General features: G+C 60.8%; 15 protein-coding genes. 7 read left to right on the top strand and 8 right to left on the bottom strand.

What is annotated here, in order from left to right; translation table 11 throughout:
* Window positions 1–687 precede the first annotated feature (687 nt).
* From ACA060_RS17335 to ACA060_RS17315, 5 genes are all read left to right on the top strand, one after another.
* Window positions 688–1,326 (top strand): hypothetical protein, encoded by a 639-nt coding sequence (locus ACA060_RS17335; RefSeq protein WP_497312013.1) that lies wholly within the window; start codon window positions 688–690, stop codon window positions 1,324–1,326.
* A complete protein-coding gene (locus ACA060_RS17330; RefSeq protein WP_497312011.1) occupies window positions 1,326–1,757 on the top strand; it encodes a phage holin family protein in 432 nt (143 codons plus the stop codon). Before ACA060_RS17335 ends, ACA060_RS17330 begins: the two co-directional genes overlap by 1 nt.
* Window positions 1,754–2,578, top strand: coding sequence for a DUF3618 domain-containing protein (locus ACA060_RS17325; protein WP_497312009.1), 825 nt, complete (start codon window positions 1,754–1,756; stop codon window positions 2,576–2,578). The genes ACA060_RS17330 and ACA060_RS17325 overlap by 4 nt, the downstream gene beginning before the upstream one ends.
* A gap of 352 nt (window positions 2,579–2,930) precedes the next feature.
* A complete protein-coding gene (locus ACA060_RS17320) occupies window positions 2,931–3,860 on the top strand; it encodes a ZIP family metal transporter (protein ID WP_497312007.1) in 930 nt (309 codons plus the stop codon).
* A 36-nt stretch (window positions 3,861–3,896) separates the two neighbouring features.
* A complete protein-coding gene (locus tag ACA060_RS17315; protein ID WP_497312005.1) occupies window positions 3,897–5,048 on the top strand; it encodes a carboxylate-amine ligase in 1,152 nt (383 codons plus the stop codon).
* Window positions 5,049–5,287: 239 nt separating this feature from the next.
* Here the strand turns inward: ACA060_RS17315 and ACA060_RS17310 are convergent, their stop codons facing one another.
* Window positions 5,288–6,994, bottom strand: coding sequence for an amidase (locus ACA060_RS17310; RefSeq protein ID WP_497312003.1), 1,707 nt, complete (start codon window positions 6,992–6,994; stop codon window positions 5,288–5,290).
* A gap of 316 nt (window positions 6,995–7,310) precedes the next feature.
* Here ACA060_RS17310 and ACA060_RS17305 point away from each other — a divergent pair, with 316 nt between their 5' ends.
* Window positions 7,311–7,703: a GFA family protein gene (locus ACA060_RS17305; RefSeq protein WP_497312001.1), complete on the top strand. Its 393-nt coding sequence runs from the start codon at window positions 7,311–7,313 to the stop codon at window positions 7,701–7,703.
* Window positions 7,704–7,711: 8 nt separating this feature from the next.
* Here the strand turns inward: ACA060_RS17305 and phnE are convergent, their stop codons facing one another.
* The 7 genes from phnE to ACA060_RS17270 all read right to left on the bottom strand — a co-directional run bounded on the left by phnE (window position 7,712) and on the right by ACA060_RS17270 (window position 14,531).
* Window positions 7,712–8,479, bottom strand: coding sequence for a phosphonate ABC transporter, permease protein PhnE (gene phnE / locus ACA060_RS17300; protein WP_497311999.1), 768 nt, complete (start codon window positions 8,477–8,479; stop codon window positions 7,712–7,714).
* The gene (locus ACA060_RS17295; protein WP_109632724.1) at window positions 8,476–9,303 is read right to left on the bottom strand and encodes a PhnE/PtxC family ABC transporter permease; all 828 of its coding nucleotides are present in this window, start codon (window positions 9,301–9,303) and stop codon (window positions 8,476–8,478) included. The genes phnE and ACA060_RS17295 overlap by 4 nt, the downstream gene beginning before the upstream one ends.
* A complete protein-coding gene (locus tag ACA060_RS17290; protein WP_497311997.1) occupies window positions 9,297–10,094 on the bottom strand; it encodes a phosphonate ABC transporter ATP-binding protein in 798 nt (265 codons plus the stop codon). Before ACA060_RS17290 ends, ACA060_RS17295 begins: the two co-directional genes overlap by 7 nt.
* Window positions 10,091–10,942 carry a putative selenate ABC transporter substrate-binding protein gene (locus tag ACA060_RS17285; protein ID WP_109632720.1) on the bottom strand — a complete coding sequence of 284 codons (852 nt, stop codon included), beginning with the start codon at window positions 10,940–10,942 and terminating at the stop codon, window positions 10,091–10,093. The genes ACA060_RS17290 and ACA060_RS17285 overlap by 4 nt, the downstream gene beginning before the upstream one ends.
* Before the next feature lie 215 nt (window positions 10,943–11,157).
* Entirely contained in the window at window positions 11,158–13,413 is a 2,256-nt protein-coding gene (locus ACA060_RS17280; protein ID WP_497311994.1) for a TonB-dependent siderophore receptor, read from the bottom strand.
* 140 nt (window positions 13,414–13,553) lie between these two features.
* On the bottom strand, window positions 13,554–14,036 hold the full coding sequence (locus tag ACA060_RS17275; RefSeq protein ID WP_109632665.1) for an HIT family protein: 483 nt from the start codon (window positions 14,034–14,036) through the stop codon (window positions 13,554–13,556).
* Between the two features lie 246 nt (window positions 14,037–14,282).
* A complete protein-coding gene (locus tag ACA060_RS17270) occupies window positions 14,283–14,531 on the bottom strand; it encodes a hypothetical protein (protein WP_109632663.1) in 249 nt (82 codons plus the stop codon).
* A 206-nt stretch (window positions 14,532–14,737) separates the two neighbouring features.
* Here ACA060_RS17270 and ACA060_RS17265 point away from each other — a divergent pair, with 206 nt between their 5' ends.
* Window positions 14,738–15,079: a hypothetical protein gene (locus ACA060_RS17265; RefSeq protein ID WP_497311991.1), complete on the top strand. Its 342-nt coding sequence runs from the start codon at window positions 14,738–14,740 to the stop codon at window positions 15,077–15,079.
* Window positions 15,080–15,174 lie beyond the last annotated feature (95 nt).

The following is a 15,174-nucleotide window of genomic DNA, read 5'->3' as shown; positions in this document are numbered from 1 at the left end:
CCCCTGACGTACGGTGCCTCGCCTAGGCTCGGCATGCCCTCGCTCCGGTCCTGCTCCGTGGGCCCGCCGCCATCGGCCATCCATGGCCGGGGGCGGCTACCGCGGCATCCCTGCCGCGGTGCCCACTGCGCAGAACCTCCGCTCGGCCTTCCGACGGGGCAGATCAGGATCAAAAACCAAAGCGAGGCGGCCTGATAGCCGACCTGTTGTCCGTCCCGGTCATCGGCGGTGAACACTCATGTCATGCCCGCCAAAAATCCCCTGTGGGAGCTAGCCTGCTAGCGATGGATGTCCAGACACCGCGTTCATTCAGACCGCACGCATAATCGTTAACGTCCATCGCTAGCAGGCTAGCTCCCACAGGGAAATGCATACGCACGAAGAGCCAGCTCGGCCCGAAGGCCGCCTCGCGGTGCTGTGGCGGTAGTCGCCCCTCGAGAGGCCGAGTGGAGGTTCTGCGCAGTGGGCAGCCCGCCGTAAGGGCGGAACCCTAAGCCGCCGTTACCGAAATAACGGATATGCCCCCTCAGGTTCACATCAAAAGTTGCCAGCCGACGAACTGAACACATCACTCATCATTCCATTGGAACTCCGAATCACCCCCCTTCGTCATCTGCAGTGAGGGAGCCTGGCACTCACTGCGAACTCCCGGAACGCTTGACTAAAAAACAGAAGGCGAGGGACGACATGAATACTTCAGACAGCACCACCGGGAGTCAGCCAGACCAGCCCAACTCCCCAGGGCCGGAGCCAGGCTACCAGCACTTGAAGGAGGACGTGACGGAGGCAATTGAGGGTGCCCGACAACAAGCGGATGCACAGTTCGGACAATACCGCGACACCGCCGCCGATCAGATCGAGGCCTTGGCCAAGGGCGCGAAATCAGTCGTCTCCGAACTCGAAAGCAAGGACACCCTTGGCATGTCCGACTACCTGGCCGACATGGCGGAATCCATGAGCGGCCTGGCCGGAAACCTGCGCGGCAAAAGTGCCGAGCAACTGCTCCATGACGGCGCCGAGCTGGCCCGCAGCAATCCAGGGCTGTTCATCGCCGGCAGCATCGCGCTGGGCTTCGGCCTGTCGCGGTTCCTCAAAGCTGGCAGTTCTCCAGCGGCCACATTCACCGATGCCGACAACCCGGCAGCCGGCCACTCGATGCCACCGTCAGGCGGCTTTGGTGCGCAACGCCCCTATGAAACCTCCGTGGCGCCACGCACCGATCAAAGCCCCGGCAATACACCGGCGACACCGAGCGAGCAAGACCACCCTTCGAACTTCGCGACGACCTCGACACCGGGTTCGACAACCTTCAACGGAGCACTGTGATGAACAGAGAAGATCCGGATTTTCCAGGCTCAAGACCGGTGCCCGCACCTGAACATGACGCTTCGGTCGTCGGCCTGTTACGTCAGTTATCCCGTGAAGTGCCCGCGCTGTTCACCAAGGAACTGGCGCTGGCCAAAGCCGAACTTCAAGCCAGTCTCACGACGCTGAAAGCCGGCATTGCCGGGGTTGCGGGAGGTGCAATTGTCCTGTTGGCGGGGTTCATCATCTTGTTGATGTCTGCGGTCTACGGCCTTAGCACCGTGATGGCGCCGTGGCTGGCGGCGCTGATTGTCGGCGTGGTGGTGATGATCGTCGGTTACGCCATGCTGCAGTCCGGGAAAAAACAGTTCGAGCCGTCCCACTTCAAGCCTGATCGCACGCTGGATGCCTTGAACAAAGACCAGGAAGCGTTGCGGAGGAAAGTCTCATGAACAGTGAATTCGACACCGAAGCGGCAAAAAGCCCGGAAACCATCGAGCGTGAAATCGATGCGCAGCGGGCGAGTATCGGCAACATCGTCGATGCGCTGGAAAGCAAGTTCACCCCAGGTCAGATGTTCGATCAGGCGCTGTCGCTGATGCAGAGCAACGGCACCACCTTCCTGAGCAATCTGGGAACCAGCGTTCGTAATAATCCGGTTCCCGCCGTGCTGACATCTGTCGGTTTGCTGTGGTTGATGATGAGCCAGAATCGGCCACCGTCACCGCGCCCAGGCTATCGCGTGGGCCCGGATCAGAACACCGTCGGAGAATGGGCCGACGGTCTGGCTGACGGCATCGACAGTGCGCGTGACCATTTGCACCAGACGGCGGACACACTCAAGGAGAGTTATGAGAACGTCAAAGGCAAGGCAGCACATCTGGGCGACAACCTGGGGGCTGCCACCGACAACATCAGTCATGCCGTGCATGACGCCAGTGACCGATTGGTGCGCAGTACACAGGTGCTGGGCACTCAGTTCAGTCAGTTGTTGAAGGAACAACCGCTGATGGTCGCCGCAGCAGGGATCGCCTTGGGCGCCATGCTGGGCGCGGCATTGCCTTCGACAGCGACCGAGCAACGCTACATGGGCAAAACCAGCGCCGGGCTGACCGACAAGGTAAAGCAGCAGGCAAGGGAAGGGTTCGAAGCCGTGCGCGATACCGTGACCAAAACCACCGATCACTCGGACGTAGAAGCGAAACCGCAAGGGGAGTACCGCGCAGCTTCAGATACGCCAGCCGATCTGTCCCGAGGTTTGGGCACATCGTAATCAGGTGCTTCATAAAGGGCGGCAAAAAACAGCGGGAGGTCTGACACAGGCCTCCCGTTTTCTTTCGATTTGCACAGACCGCTGTACGATGAAAACGCTCGTGACTGCAGTGGAGATCTGCCGGCAGACAAAAGTTTGAATCGATTGATTGAGCGCCGACGACTGGTGATAAAACCGCGCAAAAACACCTCTCCGATGCCGCCCGTCGCGAGCGATCAATCTTTTTAAAATTTTCTCAGGCGCGGCACCTTCAGATAACTGTGGGCGGCGCATTGGGGCTTTCACCGGGTGAGTGTCCCTCTCGGCGTGGTTTTTGTGTGGCGTAGCGTTCCAACGGAAAATAGGTGTCCTTATGTCGGAACATTCTTCGCCCGTGAAAGCACCATGGCGTGCCTGGTTTGACCCAGGAAAAAGCAGCCGTTGGCCGAGTATTCTGTTCTGGTCGACCTTGGTGGGGGTCACCATTTTGCTGCTGGTCAGCGGGTACAGCGCCTTGACCGGGGCGGACAGCGTCAACCTGAAGTATGCGTTCCTGGGCGGCGTCTCGGGTTTCGCCGCGACCGCGCTCGGCGCGGTGTTAGCCGTGGTCTTGCGCGACATTGCCGCACGGACCCAGGACATCATGCTGGGGTTCGCCGCCGGCATGATGCTCGCCGCCAGTTCTTTCTCGCTCATCCTGCCGGGCATCGCGGCGGCGCAGGCCATTTGCGGTAACAAGCTGCTGGCGGCGTGTGTCGTGGTCCTGGGGTTGGGCCTGGGTGTGGCACTGATGATCGGGCTGGATCGCTTTGTCCCCCATGAGCACCAGAAGATCGGGCGCAGAGGGCCGCAAGCGCAGCGCATCAATCGGGTCTGGCTGTTCGTGTTGGCTATCACGCTGCATAACTTGCCGGAAGGCATGGCCATCGGCGTCAGTTTTGCCAATGGCGACATGAAGGTAGGTTTGCCATTGACCACGGCGATTGCCATCCAGGACATCCCCGAGGGATTGGCCGTTGCATTGGCGCTGCGAGTGACTGGGATCTCGACATTGCGAGCGGCGCTGATCGCGGTCGGCTCAGGGCTGATGGAGCCGTTAGGGGCGGTCGTGGGCCTCGGCATTTCCACGGGCTTCGCGCTGGGTTACCCGATTGCCCTGGGCCTGGCGGCGGGCGCGATGATCTTCGTCGTCTCCCATGAAGTGATTCCCGAGACACACCGTAACGGTCACGAAACCCCGGCGACGCTGGGCCTGATGCTGGGTTTCGGGCTCATGATGTTTCTCGATACGGCGTTGGGCTAGGCTTATATTCAAGGGCGCAAGGCGAGGGGTGAAGCGATGAACAGACACCTGAAGTTTGGCATTGAAGAGGAATACTTCATCACCGACCTGAACACCCGGCGCATGTCCGAGAACCCTCCCGGTGCTTCGATTGAAGCGTGCCAGGCAGTGTTGGGCGAGTGTTTTGCCCATGAGATGTTCAAGGCACAAATCGAAGTCGCGTCCCCGATCTTTACCAGCATCGCACAAGCAACCGAGTACCTGTTTTCGGCGCGCACCAGGTTGCGGCAAACGCTCGAATTGTACGGTCTGGGACTGCTCAGTGCCGGTAGCCATCCGTTGGCGGATTGGCGCCTGCAGCAGGCCACGGACCATCCGCACTTTCTTCAACTGTTTGAAGACTACCAGCGCGTGGCAAGGCGCAGCTTGCTGTCCGGCCTGCACGTGCATGTTGAAGTGCCGGCGCACGTGGACCGTATTCAGGTGATGAACGAAGTCTTGCCGTGGATGCCGTTGTTGTTGGCACTCAGCACTTCTTCACCTTTCTGGGACGGCGCCGACAGCGGCTTCATGAGCTACCGGCAGACCGCGTGTGATGAGTGGCCGCGGATGGGCATTCCGGAGTTCTTCGAAGATCAACGTGCCTATGACGCCTACGTCGCCTTGCTGATCCGCACTGGCACGATCAAACAGGCGGGCGACTGCTGGTGGGGTCTGCGGCCCGCCGCGAAATACCCGACGCTGGAGATGCGCATGACCGATGCCTGTCCGCGCCTGGATGACGTCTTGTGCGTGGTCTCGTTGTTTCGATTGCTGGCGGCCCATGCCATTGAGCAACCTCGCCCGGGGTCGAGTTATTCGCAAGCGTCGCAGTGGATTCTCAAGGAAAACCGGTGGCGGGCGAAACGGTCCGGGATCCACGCATCATTCATCATGGAAGGTTACGACCGGCCATTCTCTGCCGGGCAATGGCTGTTCAGGGCGCAACAGATTCTTGGAGATACGGCGCAGAAGTTGGGAGTGGAGAACGTGTTTGCCCAGGGGCGCCGAATTCTACAGGACGGCACCAGTGCAGACCGGCAGCGCAGCGTCTATGCGCGAGCCTTGCGCGGGGGAGAGGATGTGCCAAGCGCTCTGTCGGACGTTGTCGATCAGTTGCTGATGGAAACGTCACAAGCGCCGTGCACCAGTGAAATGGCGCTCATTTAAGCGCGGTCACCACACTTATGTGGCGAGAGGGGCTTTTGTGGTGAGGGGATTTATCCCCGTTGGGTTGCGAAGCAGCCCCAGCGTCCGCCCAGACAAACCGAGTTGTCGGGATTTACGACTGCTTCGCAGCCGAACGGGGATAAATCCCCTCGCCACAGGGGGCTGTTTCGCGACCCAACAGGGGTAACTCCCCCTCACCAGAGGGGGCTTGTTCGGCTGAGGTCCAATGCGCAGCTTTTTCAGCCCTGCAACGGCGGAGTCCGGGGCGGGACTACTCGTTTGTTGTCGACCGATTCAAACGCCGAAGCAAAGCGCAGCAGCGCTGAATCGTCATAGGCACGACCGGCGAAGGTCAGCCCCACTGGCATTCCGATATCGGGCATCACGCCCATCGGTACCGTCACCGTCGGAACACCCAGATGCCGGATGGCGAGGTTGCCGTTGGCCACCCACACACCGTTGCTCCACGCGATGTCCGCCGACTGCAGATCGACATCGGCATTCGCCGGCCCGACGTCAGCCACTGTCGGAAACAGCACCGCATCAAGGTTCAGTCGATCCATCCAGTCTTCAAGGTCGATCCGACGTGTCTCTTCCAATCCACGCAGACCGTTCGGCACGGTGGTGATCTGGTCCCAGGGGGTGATGCCGCGTTCGGCCATCTTCACGTATTCGTCCATGCCCGCGGCAAGGTCGTCTTCGCGATTGGGCAGGGTGCCCGGGTCGTGCGGGAAAATCAGCGGCCCGTCGACGTCGGCCAGGCGATTCAGTTTCGGATCACCGTTGGCCCGCAGGAAATCATCGAACGCCCAAGCCGACAGGTCCCACAACTCATGGTGCAGGAACTCCTTCGACACCAGCCCACGGGTGAACACGGTCGGCGCGCCCGGACGATCACCTTCGCAATTGGAGACCAACGGGAAATCGACCTCGACCACTTCGGCGCCCGCCGCTTCTAGTGCCTTGCGAGCCTCTTCCCAGAGGCCGATCACGCTAGGACGGGTGTTGATTTTCTGCCCCGTCGGGCCACCGATGCCCGGCGACTCGCTGGTGCCCGCTTCAGGATCGGCGTTGATGTACATGCGCGGAACGCCGAAGCGTTTTCCGGCAAGCACATCGGTCTTTACGGCCAGTTCGGCGTAAGAAGCGGGGCGCACCGAAGCGACGCTCGGAATCGGCACCCACGGTTGCATCCGCCACAGATCGCCCCGGGTGTCGGGATCATCCGCCACCACCACGTCGAGCACTTCGAGCAGGTCGGCCATGGTTCGGGCGTACGGCACGACCACGTCCATCGTCGGCGTCAGCGGCCAATTGCCGCGCACCGAGATCACCCCGCGCGAAGGCGTATAGGCGCACAAACCATTGTTCGAGGCCGGACCGCGCCCGCTCGACCAGGTTTCTTCAGCAAGCCCGAAGGCCGCGAAACTGGCGGCGGTGGCCGTCCCGGCGCCGTTCGATGAGCCCGAGGCAAAAGGAGCCGTCAGGTAGTCAGCGTTGTACGGGCTCTCGGCACGGCCATAGACCCCGCGCTGCATGCCGCCATTGGCCATCGGCGGCATATTGGTCTTGCCCAGGCAGATCGCACCGGCGGCGCGCAGCCGTTCGATGGTGAACGCATCGCGATAGGCAATCAGGTCCTTGAAGGCCGGACTTCCTGAGGCCGCGGTAAGGCCTTTCACCAGATAACTGTCCTTGGCCGTGTAGGGAATGCCATCCAGCGGGCCGAGCGTCTGGCCCTTGGCCCGACGGGCATCTGAGGCCTGCGCTTCGTTGAGTGCCTCGGGGTTGCGCACCACCACCGCGTTGAGCGCGGTCAGCGTGTCGGGGCCGTCGTAGGCGTCGATCCTGGCAAGATAGGCCTGGACCAGTTCCACCGCTGTGGTTTGACCAGACTCCAATGCGGCACGCAGTTGGGCGATGGACACTTCGGTGACTTCGATCATGCTGTTACCACCGACGGCTGATGGGGAAGGGGGTGAGTGTTTGCGCCTTGCCGGGTGTTGGGCGCAGGGGCAGCACTTGTCTCAAAACGGGTGTTCATATCGATTTCTCGTTGCACGGCAATACGACAGGGGCTGGACTTATCATCTGGGTGGTCTATTTAGCACCAAGGCGGGCACGGAGGGAAACAGTGAAACGGTTTATGCGCGGGTGATGGCGTGTGTCCGGCTTTTACCTGCGGCTAGGGTCTCTGGACCACTGCATTCGTTCAGATGCTATTTTCACTGACTCGACCGCTTGATTCAGAGGAGACGCAACATGGACCGATTCACCGGTGGCTGCGTGTGCGGCAATGTTCGAATCGAGGCGTCAGGGCGGCCCTACCGGGTCGGCCTCTGTCACTGTCTGGACTGCCGCAAGCATCACGGGGCGCTTTTCAACGCCAGCGCGATATTCCCTCAGGAGGCGGTGAAGATCGCGGGCGAAACCCGTGACTACGCCGGGCGGCATTTTTGTCCGCGCTGCGGCTCCTCCGTTTTCGCTCGTAGCGCTGACGAAATCGAAGTGAACCTGGGATCTCTCGATGCCCCTGACCAACTGAGGCCAACCTACGAAAGCTGGATTGTGCGTCGCGAGTCCTGGTTGCCGGCGTTTGCGCTCGCGAGACATTACGAGAACGATCGTGAGGGTACGGGGCGCTTGGAGGAGTAGACCCGCTATCAGGCCTTGACCCAGCGTTGACGGCTCCAGCTGCTCAATGAATCGACGGCAAACACCAGCAGCAACATGGCCAGGATCACCGTGCTGGCTTGAGCTTCCTGAAACAGGCTGAGGCTGACATAGAGCATTTGCCCCAAACCACCGGCGCCGACGAAACCGAGCACGCTGGCCATGCGGATGTTGTTTTCCCAGCGGTACAGGGTGTAGGCCAGCAGCTGCGGCAACAGGTTGGGCAGTGTGCCGTAACAGAACGCCCAGACGGCGTTGCCACCCTGCAGGCGAATGGCTTCGGCCGGTTCCGACGGGGTGTTTTCCAGCGCTTCGGCAAACAGCCGGCCGAGCACGCCAGTGGTGTGCAGGGCCAATGCCAGCGTGCCGGCATTGGGACCGAGTCCGGCGGCCAGCACCATCAGCGCAGCCCACACCAGTTCCGGCACCGCGCGCAAGGCATTGAGCACCAGACGCGACGCACTCTGAAAAGGCCAGCCGAAACGCCCGGCCGCGGGCAATGCCAACAGCAAACCGAATACTGCCGCGAGCAGGGTGCCCAGGGCGGACATCGCAATGGTTTCCAACGCGCCGTGGCCGATGGCTTGCAGATGACCCGCGCTCAGGTCCGGGCTGAGAAAACGCTGTGCATAGGCCCCCATCTGCTTCAGGTTGCCGGCGCCGCCGAGCTCGCTGAGGTCGATACCCAGATAGATGAACGAACCGACCACCGCTGCGCCGATGAACAGGAGCAGGGCCAGGTTGATCAGGCGATTCATGTCAGCCTCCAGCGCAGCAGACGGCTGAGTTGATCGGCGAGCAACACCAGGACAAGGAAGGTCAGCAACAGACTGGCCACTTCACCGCCCGCGAACATGCGCAACGACAAATCCATCTGCTGTCCCAGACCGCCGGCACCGACGAAACCCATAACCACCGAGGCGCGGATCGCGCATTCCCAGCGATACACCGTGTACGACATCAACTCCGCTGCGACATTCGGCAGAATCCCGTAGCAAAACGCCGCGAGCCGACCGCTGCCTGAGCGCAGTAACGCGTGGGCCGGGCGCTGGTCCACCGACTCGAAAATTTCCGCATAGACCTTGCCCAACATGCCGCTGTAAGTAATCGCAATCGCCAGTACCCCGGCCGTCGGACCGAGGCCGACGGCGCGCACGAACAACAAGGCCCAGACGATTTCCGGCACGCTGCGCAGGAAGATCAACAACCCGCGTACCGGCCAACGCAGCAGCTGGCCGCCGAAGTTTGGGCGGCCGGCGCGGGAGGCTGCCGACAGCGACAGGGCGCGACTGGCCAGCAGGCTGGCGGGAACGGCCAACAACAGCGCCAGCGCCATGCCAGCCGTGGCGATGGCCAGGGTCTGCAGGGTGGCTTGCAACAGCAGTTCGATGAATTCCGCGCCATGGGCTGGCGGCCAGAAGGCCGAGACAAACCGGCCCATCTCGCTCTGACTGTCACTCGCCACTAAAACGCTGAGGTCCAACTCGCTGAAGTGGATGCCTGGCCACAACAGGGCAATCGCCAGCAGGCTGAGGAGCAAACGGGGCAGGGCGGCGGGGTCGCGGGTGGCAGACGTCAGCATCGGGGGATCTGCACACTCAAGGACACTGGGGGCACCGGCGAGGATTGCAGTTGCTCGTTGGCGTAGAGCTTGTCGAGCAACTCGCGGTCGACGTCGCTTGCCGCCAGGTCAAACAGGATCTGCCCGTCACGCAGGCCGATGATCCGCGAAAAGTGCGCCAGGGCCAGCTCCACCGCATGCAGGCTGGCGACCAGGGTGACCTGGTGTTCCCGGGCATGGCGGCAGAGTACCGACAGCGTGTGTTCGGCCAGCACCGGGTCCATCGCCGAAACCGGCTCATCGGCCAGCAACACTTCGGGCGCTTGATACAAGACGCGGGCAATGCCCACTCGCTGAAGCTGTCCGCCGGACAGTTGCTGGCATTGCGCGAATAACTTGTCGCCCAGGTCGAGCCTGGCCAGCGCCGCGCGTGCGCCCGGAATGTCCAGCGGATGGAGCAGGTTCAGCAAGCTCTTGCCCAAACCCCACTGACCCAGTTTGCCGGCCAGCACCGCAGTGACCACACGCTGGCGCGGTGGCAGAGGCGGCGATTGATGAATCAACCCGATGCGCGCGCGCAGACGCTGGCGCTGCCGGGCAGACAGATGCCATGCGCGCTCGCCGAGCACCTGCAGTTCGCCGTTGTCCGGTCGCAACGCGGTGGCCAGCAAGTTGAGCAGGCTCGACTTGCCGGCACCGGAAGGGCCGATAATGGCAACCTGTTCGCCTGCACCGATGTGCAGATTCACGCCGCGCAACGCTTGGACGCCGTTGACGTGGGTCAGGCTGGCCTGGGTCAGACGCAATGTCATTTCAGCAGTTCGGCGGCGCGTGCGGCTTCCTCGATGCCTTTGTAATTGTCAGGACTGGTCTCGATGAAGCGGCTGGCAGCCTGCAAATCGAGGATTTCCTTGTCCTTCGGGTTCGCCGGATCGAGTGCGAGGAAGGCAGCCTTGATCTTCGCCGCCAGCGCCGGGTCGAGGGTGCCGCGCACTGTCCAGTTGTAGTCGAAGTAGGCCGGGGTGGTCGCAAATACTTTGACCTTGCTGGTATCGACCTTGCCGGCGGCGACCAGTTTTTCCCAGACGCTGGCGTTCAGGACCCCGGCGTCCACCTTGCCGGCCTGGACCCAGGCAACGGTGGCGTCATGAGCGCCGGAGTAACCCACGCGGCTGAAATAGGTTTCCGGCTTGATGCCGTCCTTCAGCATGAAATAACGCGGCATGAGACTGCCCGAGGTGGAGGATACCGAGCCGAAGGCAAAGGTCTTGCCCTTGAGGTCGGCGAGGGATTTGACGTTCGGGTCGGCGGTGATGAACTTGCTGGTGAACTGGGCGTCCTGCTCGCGCTGCACCAGCGGAATGGCATTGCCGGTTTTCAACCGCGCTTGCACGAACGTGAAACCGCCGAGCCAGGCCATATCGATGCGGTCGGTCGCCAGCGCCTCGACCACGGCCGGGTAGTCGCTCACGGGCACGAACTCGACCTTCATGCCCAGTTTTTGCTCCAGATAAGCGCCTAGCGGCTTGAACTTGCGCAGCAGTTCAGTCGGGGCTTCATCGGGAATCGCACTGACTTTGAGTGTGTCAGCGGCCTGCACTAACAAGCTGCCAAAAGACAGGGTAAAGCCGACGGCCAAGGCCAGGGTACGCTTGAGCATGGAAGCTCTCCGGTGAATGAACAGATGAATATCGAGGCGCCGGGCACTAGCTGATTGCCGCGTGGCGTTTTGTGAGGGTAGACGAAGCGGAGCGATATTAACCGCTTTTGACCTGATCAATATGTGTCGTTAGGGGGGGCAATAGCACAACACCGGCGCAAGGCCGGTGTTGTGTCTTCTTCGTGGTGCACGCCTCGGGTAGCAGAGAGCCTGCCTTAAAAGCGGTACTTCGCCGAAGCGGTAATGCTGCGCGGTGCGCCGTACGTCAGGGCTCCATAGGCATCGAAGATGTCGAAATACTTCTCGTCGGTGACGTTGTTGGCATTCAGCTGGCCCGAGAGGTTGTCGGTGAATTCGTAGCGCGCCATCAGGTTGACCAGGGCATAGGCATCCTGCTGGATCTTCTCGGAATTGCCGGCCGGGTTGACGGCGTAGGTGTAGATCGAGTCCTGCCAGTTAACCCCGCCGCCAATGGTCAGCTTGTTGAAAGCACCTGGCAGACGGTAGGTGGTAAAGGTGCGCAGCAACTTGGTCGGGTACAGCGTGTTGACGTTGTCGCCCTTGGCATCTTCGGCCGTGAACTGGGTGTAACCCACCGAGGCATTCCAGTCCGTTGCGAGTTCGCCGGAAACTTCCAGTTCGAAACCCTTGCTGGTCGCGCCTTCGCTTGCCTCGTAGGCGAAGCCGCCGACCGGGTTTGAAGGATCGATCAGCGCGCCGGTGTTCTGGCCCAGATTGTCCTGCTTGATCTGGAAAATCGCAGCAGAGGCGTTCAAGCGGCCACCGAAGTATTCACCCTTGAGGCCCAATTCAGTGCTTTCGCCAACAATCGGTTCCAGTTCCTGGCCACTGCGGTCGCGTACCGATTGCGGCAGGAAGATTTCCGTGTAGCTGGCATACGCCGAGAGGTTGTCGGTGAGGTCGTAGACAATACCGGCATAGGGCGTCAGCTCATGATCGACATCGGTCTTGCTGACTTCCGAGAAGATGTCATCACTGGTCTTCTCGTACCAGCTCTCACGCGCGCCAAGAATCACTTTCAAATCGTCGGTCACGTTCAGGCGGGTGGCGGCGTACAGTCCTTTTTGGCGTGTCTCGCTGTAGCCGTAGTCGGTCCTCGGGCCCCATACCGGCTCTGCGAAATTGCCGTTGTAGGCATCGAAATCGGCAACGCCGTCAAAACCTGTTTGCGCGTCGAGTGAGTCGGCGTCGAACTTCTGCTTGCTGTCCACATAACCGAAGGCCAATTCGTGCTCACGACCCAGGAATGAGAACGGGCCGTTGAAGCGGATGCCATAGTCGTCCTGGGTGGTTTCGGTCTTGTAGGTCGCCGGGAACGAAGACATCCCGGCGCTGCCGTTCCTGCCTGGATTGCCGGACAGGTACAGCAGGGAAGAGTCGCCGGTGCGCTCGCCACGATTGTAGCTGAGGTTGACTTGCCAGTCGTTGGCAAAGGTGTGATCAAGATTGACGAAGTAGGTCTCGTAGGTCGTGTCCCACTTGCTCCACTTGGCGGAGGTTGACTTCGAGCGGCTCCAGTTGGTACGGCTGCCGTCTGCGTACCAGACGGGCAGGCCTCCCCACATCGGCGAGTCGGCGTTGCTTTCTTGCCGGCTCAAGCCGAACCAGAGCGTGGTGTCGGGCGTCAGGTCGATATCCATCGTGCCGTAGAGGGTCTGGCGCTTGTTCGAGTTCATGTCGATCCACGTATCGCCTTCGTTGGTCTCACCGACCAGCCGCGCGCGGACAGTGCCTTCCTCGTTCAGCGCCGTGGATACGTCGGCCTCGACGCCATAGGTGTCCCACGTGCCGGCGCTCAGTTCTACAGACCCCTTCAGGTCTTTGCTGTTAGCGCGCTTGCGCACCATGTTGATGGACGCCGAAGGGTCGCCGGCACCGGTCATCAGACCATTGGCGCCGCGTACGACTTCAACGCGGTCATACATGGCCAGGCTGCTGAAAATTTCCCCCGAACTCCATGGCTGCTCGTAAATGGTGGGCACGCCATCGATCATCAACGAGTTGAGTTCAAAACCACGGGCGTTGAGCTGCGCCCGGCTGGTCTCGTAGCGGTTGACCGACACACCGGTGGCATTGTTGACCACGTCGAGGATCGTATGCAGATCCTGGTCCTGTATGCGTTGCTGGGTGATGACGCTCACCGACTGCGGCGTCTCCCGCAGGGACATGCTCAACGGCGTGGCCGTGCGCGCAGCGTCAGTTGTGTATGAGTGGGTATCTTCGGTGACGGCGCTGCGCTCGCGAGTGGCCGTCTCCGTGATCGCGATAGGCGCCAGGGTCACAGCACTTCCAGTCTCTGTCTGCTCAGTCTGTTCCGCCGCTTGCACGGAGGGCGCAGTGATGGCGATACCGGCTGCCAGCATGTGCACTGCGAGAGCCAGGGGGCGCAGGGTCGAAGGCGAGCGCGGCGTCACGGAGTTTTGAATACGCAGAGAGAGGGGGGCGGTCATGCGAGCTCACATTTGATTTTGATGTTATTGAGAATTCGTATCATACGCAAACGCAATACATTCTGGAATACGTCGTACTCTCATTTGAGAGTATTTATCAAATGCGATGGCGTCCGGCCTTTTTCCGGACAGGGCTGCCCCTAATTGAAGGATTGGCGCAAATCATCAATGAGCTGATTGATTGACGGCCCTTGAGCTTCCGGCGGCTCTAGGCTCTCTCCAAACTCGCGCCAGATGAACAGTGTCAGTTCCGCTCCATCCGTCAGTGACTGGGCGTTTTCGAGGCTGGCGAATGTCTGCAAAAGCCGGTACCTGGCATCTTTCCAGAAAAGATCTTCGACCCAGGCGTACACCGGAATGAAGTGAAAGTGGATGGGATAGCGAGGGTCGTGACCGAATCGACTGATGTAGAGCCACTTCGGCTTCAGCTGCAACTCGAGGGTTTTCTGGATGTTGGCCATCAGCCCACCCAACTCAGCCAGCGCAGCGTCGGGAAGTTCAGCCAGCGAGTTGACGTGAGTCTTCGCCCCCAGCATCAGATAGCCGGGAAGCGCCGACGACAGGTGGTGATTGAGCAGCCAATGCTCCGTTTCAAGAATGATGAAGTGGGCTGCTACTTCCATGTGCTGATGATCCATGATCAGGGGGCACACAGAGTATCAAGGCATCGGCTGTTGTGAAGGGCACTTCTGTGCCCATGCGCTCTTCGCATCGGATTAATGCCGATTCATCACTGTTCTTTCAAATGACCGGGGCACATTCCTGCCCGCAACCACGACGCCGAGACTGTTTAACCCGCGTGCGCGCACGTGTTGAGGCGGGCTAATCAAGGACCCGTTCCGGCCAGTAAAGCGACTCCCCCGAAGCTGTCATTGGTCAGGCAAAAGCCACGTATCCACCACCCGCCGATCCAGCTCTTCCCACTCCGCCATGCCCAACACCCGCGTGGTGTTCAACCCGCGCAAATAACCGCGCAGCTGATTGGCGGTGGCTCGCGCAAGCTCTGGGTCGGGCGCGATTTCGCCCAGCAGTACGGTTTCGTACTCGATCAGATACTCGGCCACCCGGTCACGGAAATCGGGCAGGACGGCGTCGCGGATCAGGTCAAACGTTCTCAAGGAGCGGCCTCATCAATATTTTTGGTTGTGATTGAGTGTGTACGAGTCTGCACGGCGCGCAACTATTGCGTGAAGTAATAGTGACAATCACGAAACACAGTTTCTGCTTTGTCGGCAATCACCGGAAAATCCCCCCCATCGAACACCGCCGGTGATGCTGTCCCGACGCGTGATGAACCGGACTTTTTATTTTCAGGATGACATCCATGCGCCCGTTATTTGTGCCTGCCATGGCGTTTGCCTCTTTATTGCTCGCCGGCTGCGCTTCTGCACCGAATGACCCGACGCTGACCCTGCAGACCCGTAAGACACCTGCGCAATACGCCGACTGCGTCGTACCGAAATTGCAGGGCAGTGCGTTGAACCCGACCGTCTCGCAGACCCAGCGCAGCTACCGGATTGTGGTGCCGAGCAAAGTCTCCGCAGACAACGTGCTGGAAGCCTACAAGGCCGGCAGTGGCGGCAAGGTGTTCATCTACGAGCGGCACTTGCTGGCTTCGAACTTCCTGCCGTCGAGTTTTGGACGCGCCGCCCAGGATTGCATCTGACCCCGGCCCGTAACGTTTTTCAAGCGCTCCTTTGGTTGGCCGCAACCAACCAATTTTTTGCCCCGCACCGCATTTCGGTTGCGGGGCTTTTTTTG

The organism is Pseudomonas sp. LBUM1671 (assembly GCF_059695685.1).
Note: the sequence above shows the minus strand (reverse complement) of the source record. Positions and strands in the feature narration are given on the sequence as shown.

Excerpts from the sequence above, each read along its gene's own strand:
- ACA060_RS17265 (WP_497311991.1), top strand. The coding sequence starts at position 14,738 with ATGCGCCCGTTATTTGTGCCTGCCATGGCGTTTGCCTCTTTATTGCTC.
- ACA060_RS17280 (WP_497311994.1), bottom strand. The coding sequence starts at position 13,413 with ATGACCGCCCCCCTCTCTCTGCGTATTCAAAACTCCGTGACGCCGCGC.
- ACA060_RS17335 (WP_497312013.1), top strand. The coding sequence starts at position 688 with ATGAATACTTCAGACAGCACCACCGGGAGTCAGCCAGACCAGCCCAAC.
- phnE (WP_497311999.1), bottom strand. The coding sequence starts at position 8,479 with ATGAATCGCCTGATCAACCTGGCCCTGCTCCTGTTCATCGGCGCAGCG.
- ACA060_RS17330 (WP_497312011.1), top strand. The coding sequence starts at position 1,326 with ATGAACAGAGAAGATCCGGATTTTCCAGGCTCAAGACCGGTGCCCGCA.
- ACA060_RS17315 (WP_497312005.1), top strand. The coding sequence starts at position 3,897 with ATGAACAGACACCTGAAGTTTGGCATTGAAGAGGAATACTTCATCACC.
- ACA060_RS17320 (WP_497312007.1), top strand. The coding sequence starts at position 2,931 with ATGTCGGAACATTCTTCGCCCGTGAAAGCACCATGGCGTGCCTGGTTT.
- ACA060_RS17275 (WP_109632665.1), bottom strand. The coding sequence starts at position 14,036 with ATGGAAGTAGCAGCCCACTTCATCATTCTTGAAACGGAGCATTGGCTG.
- ACA060_RS17310 (WP_497312003.1), bottom strand. The coding sequence starts at position 6,994 with ATGATCGAAGTCACCGAAGTGTCCATCGCCCAACTGCGTGCCGCATTG.
- ACA060_RS17325 (WP_497312009.1), top strand. The coding sequence starts at position 1,754 with ATGAACAGTGAATTCGACACCGAAGCGGCAAAAAGCCCGGAAACCATC.
- ACA060_RS17305 (WP_497312001.1), top strand. The coding sequence starts at position 7,311 with ATGGACCGATTCACCGGTGGCTGCGTGTGCGGCAATGTTCGAATCGAG.
- ACA060_RS17285 (WP_109632720.1), bottom strand. The coding sequence starts at position 10,942 with ATGCTCAAGCGTACCCTGGCCTTGGCCGTCGGCTTTACCCTGTCTTTT.
- ACA060_RS17295 (WP_109632724.1), bottom strand. The coding sequence starts at position 9,303 with ATGCTGACGTCTGCCACCCGCGACCCCGCCGCCCTGCCCCGTTTGCTC.
- ACA060_RS17290 (WP_497311997.1), bottom strand. The coding sequence starts at position 10,094 with ATGACATTGCGTCTGACCCAGGCCAGCCTGACCCACGTCAACGGCGTC.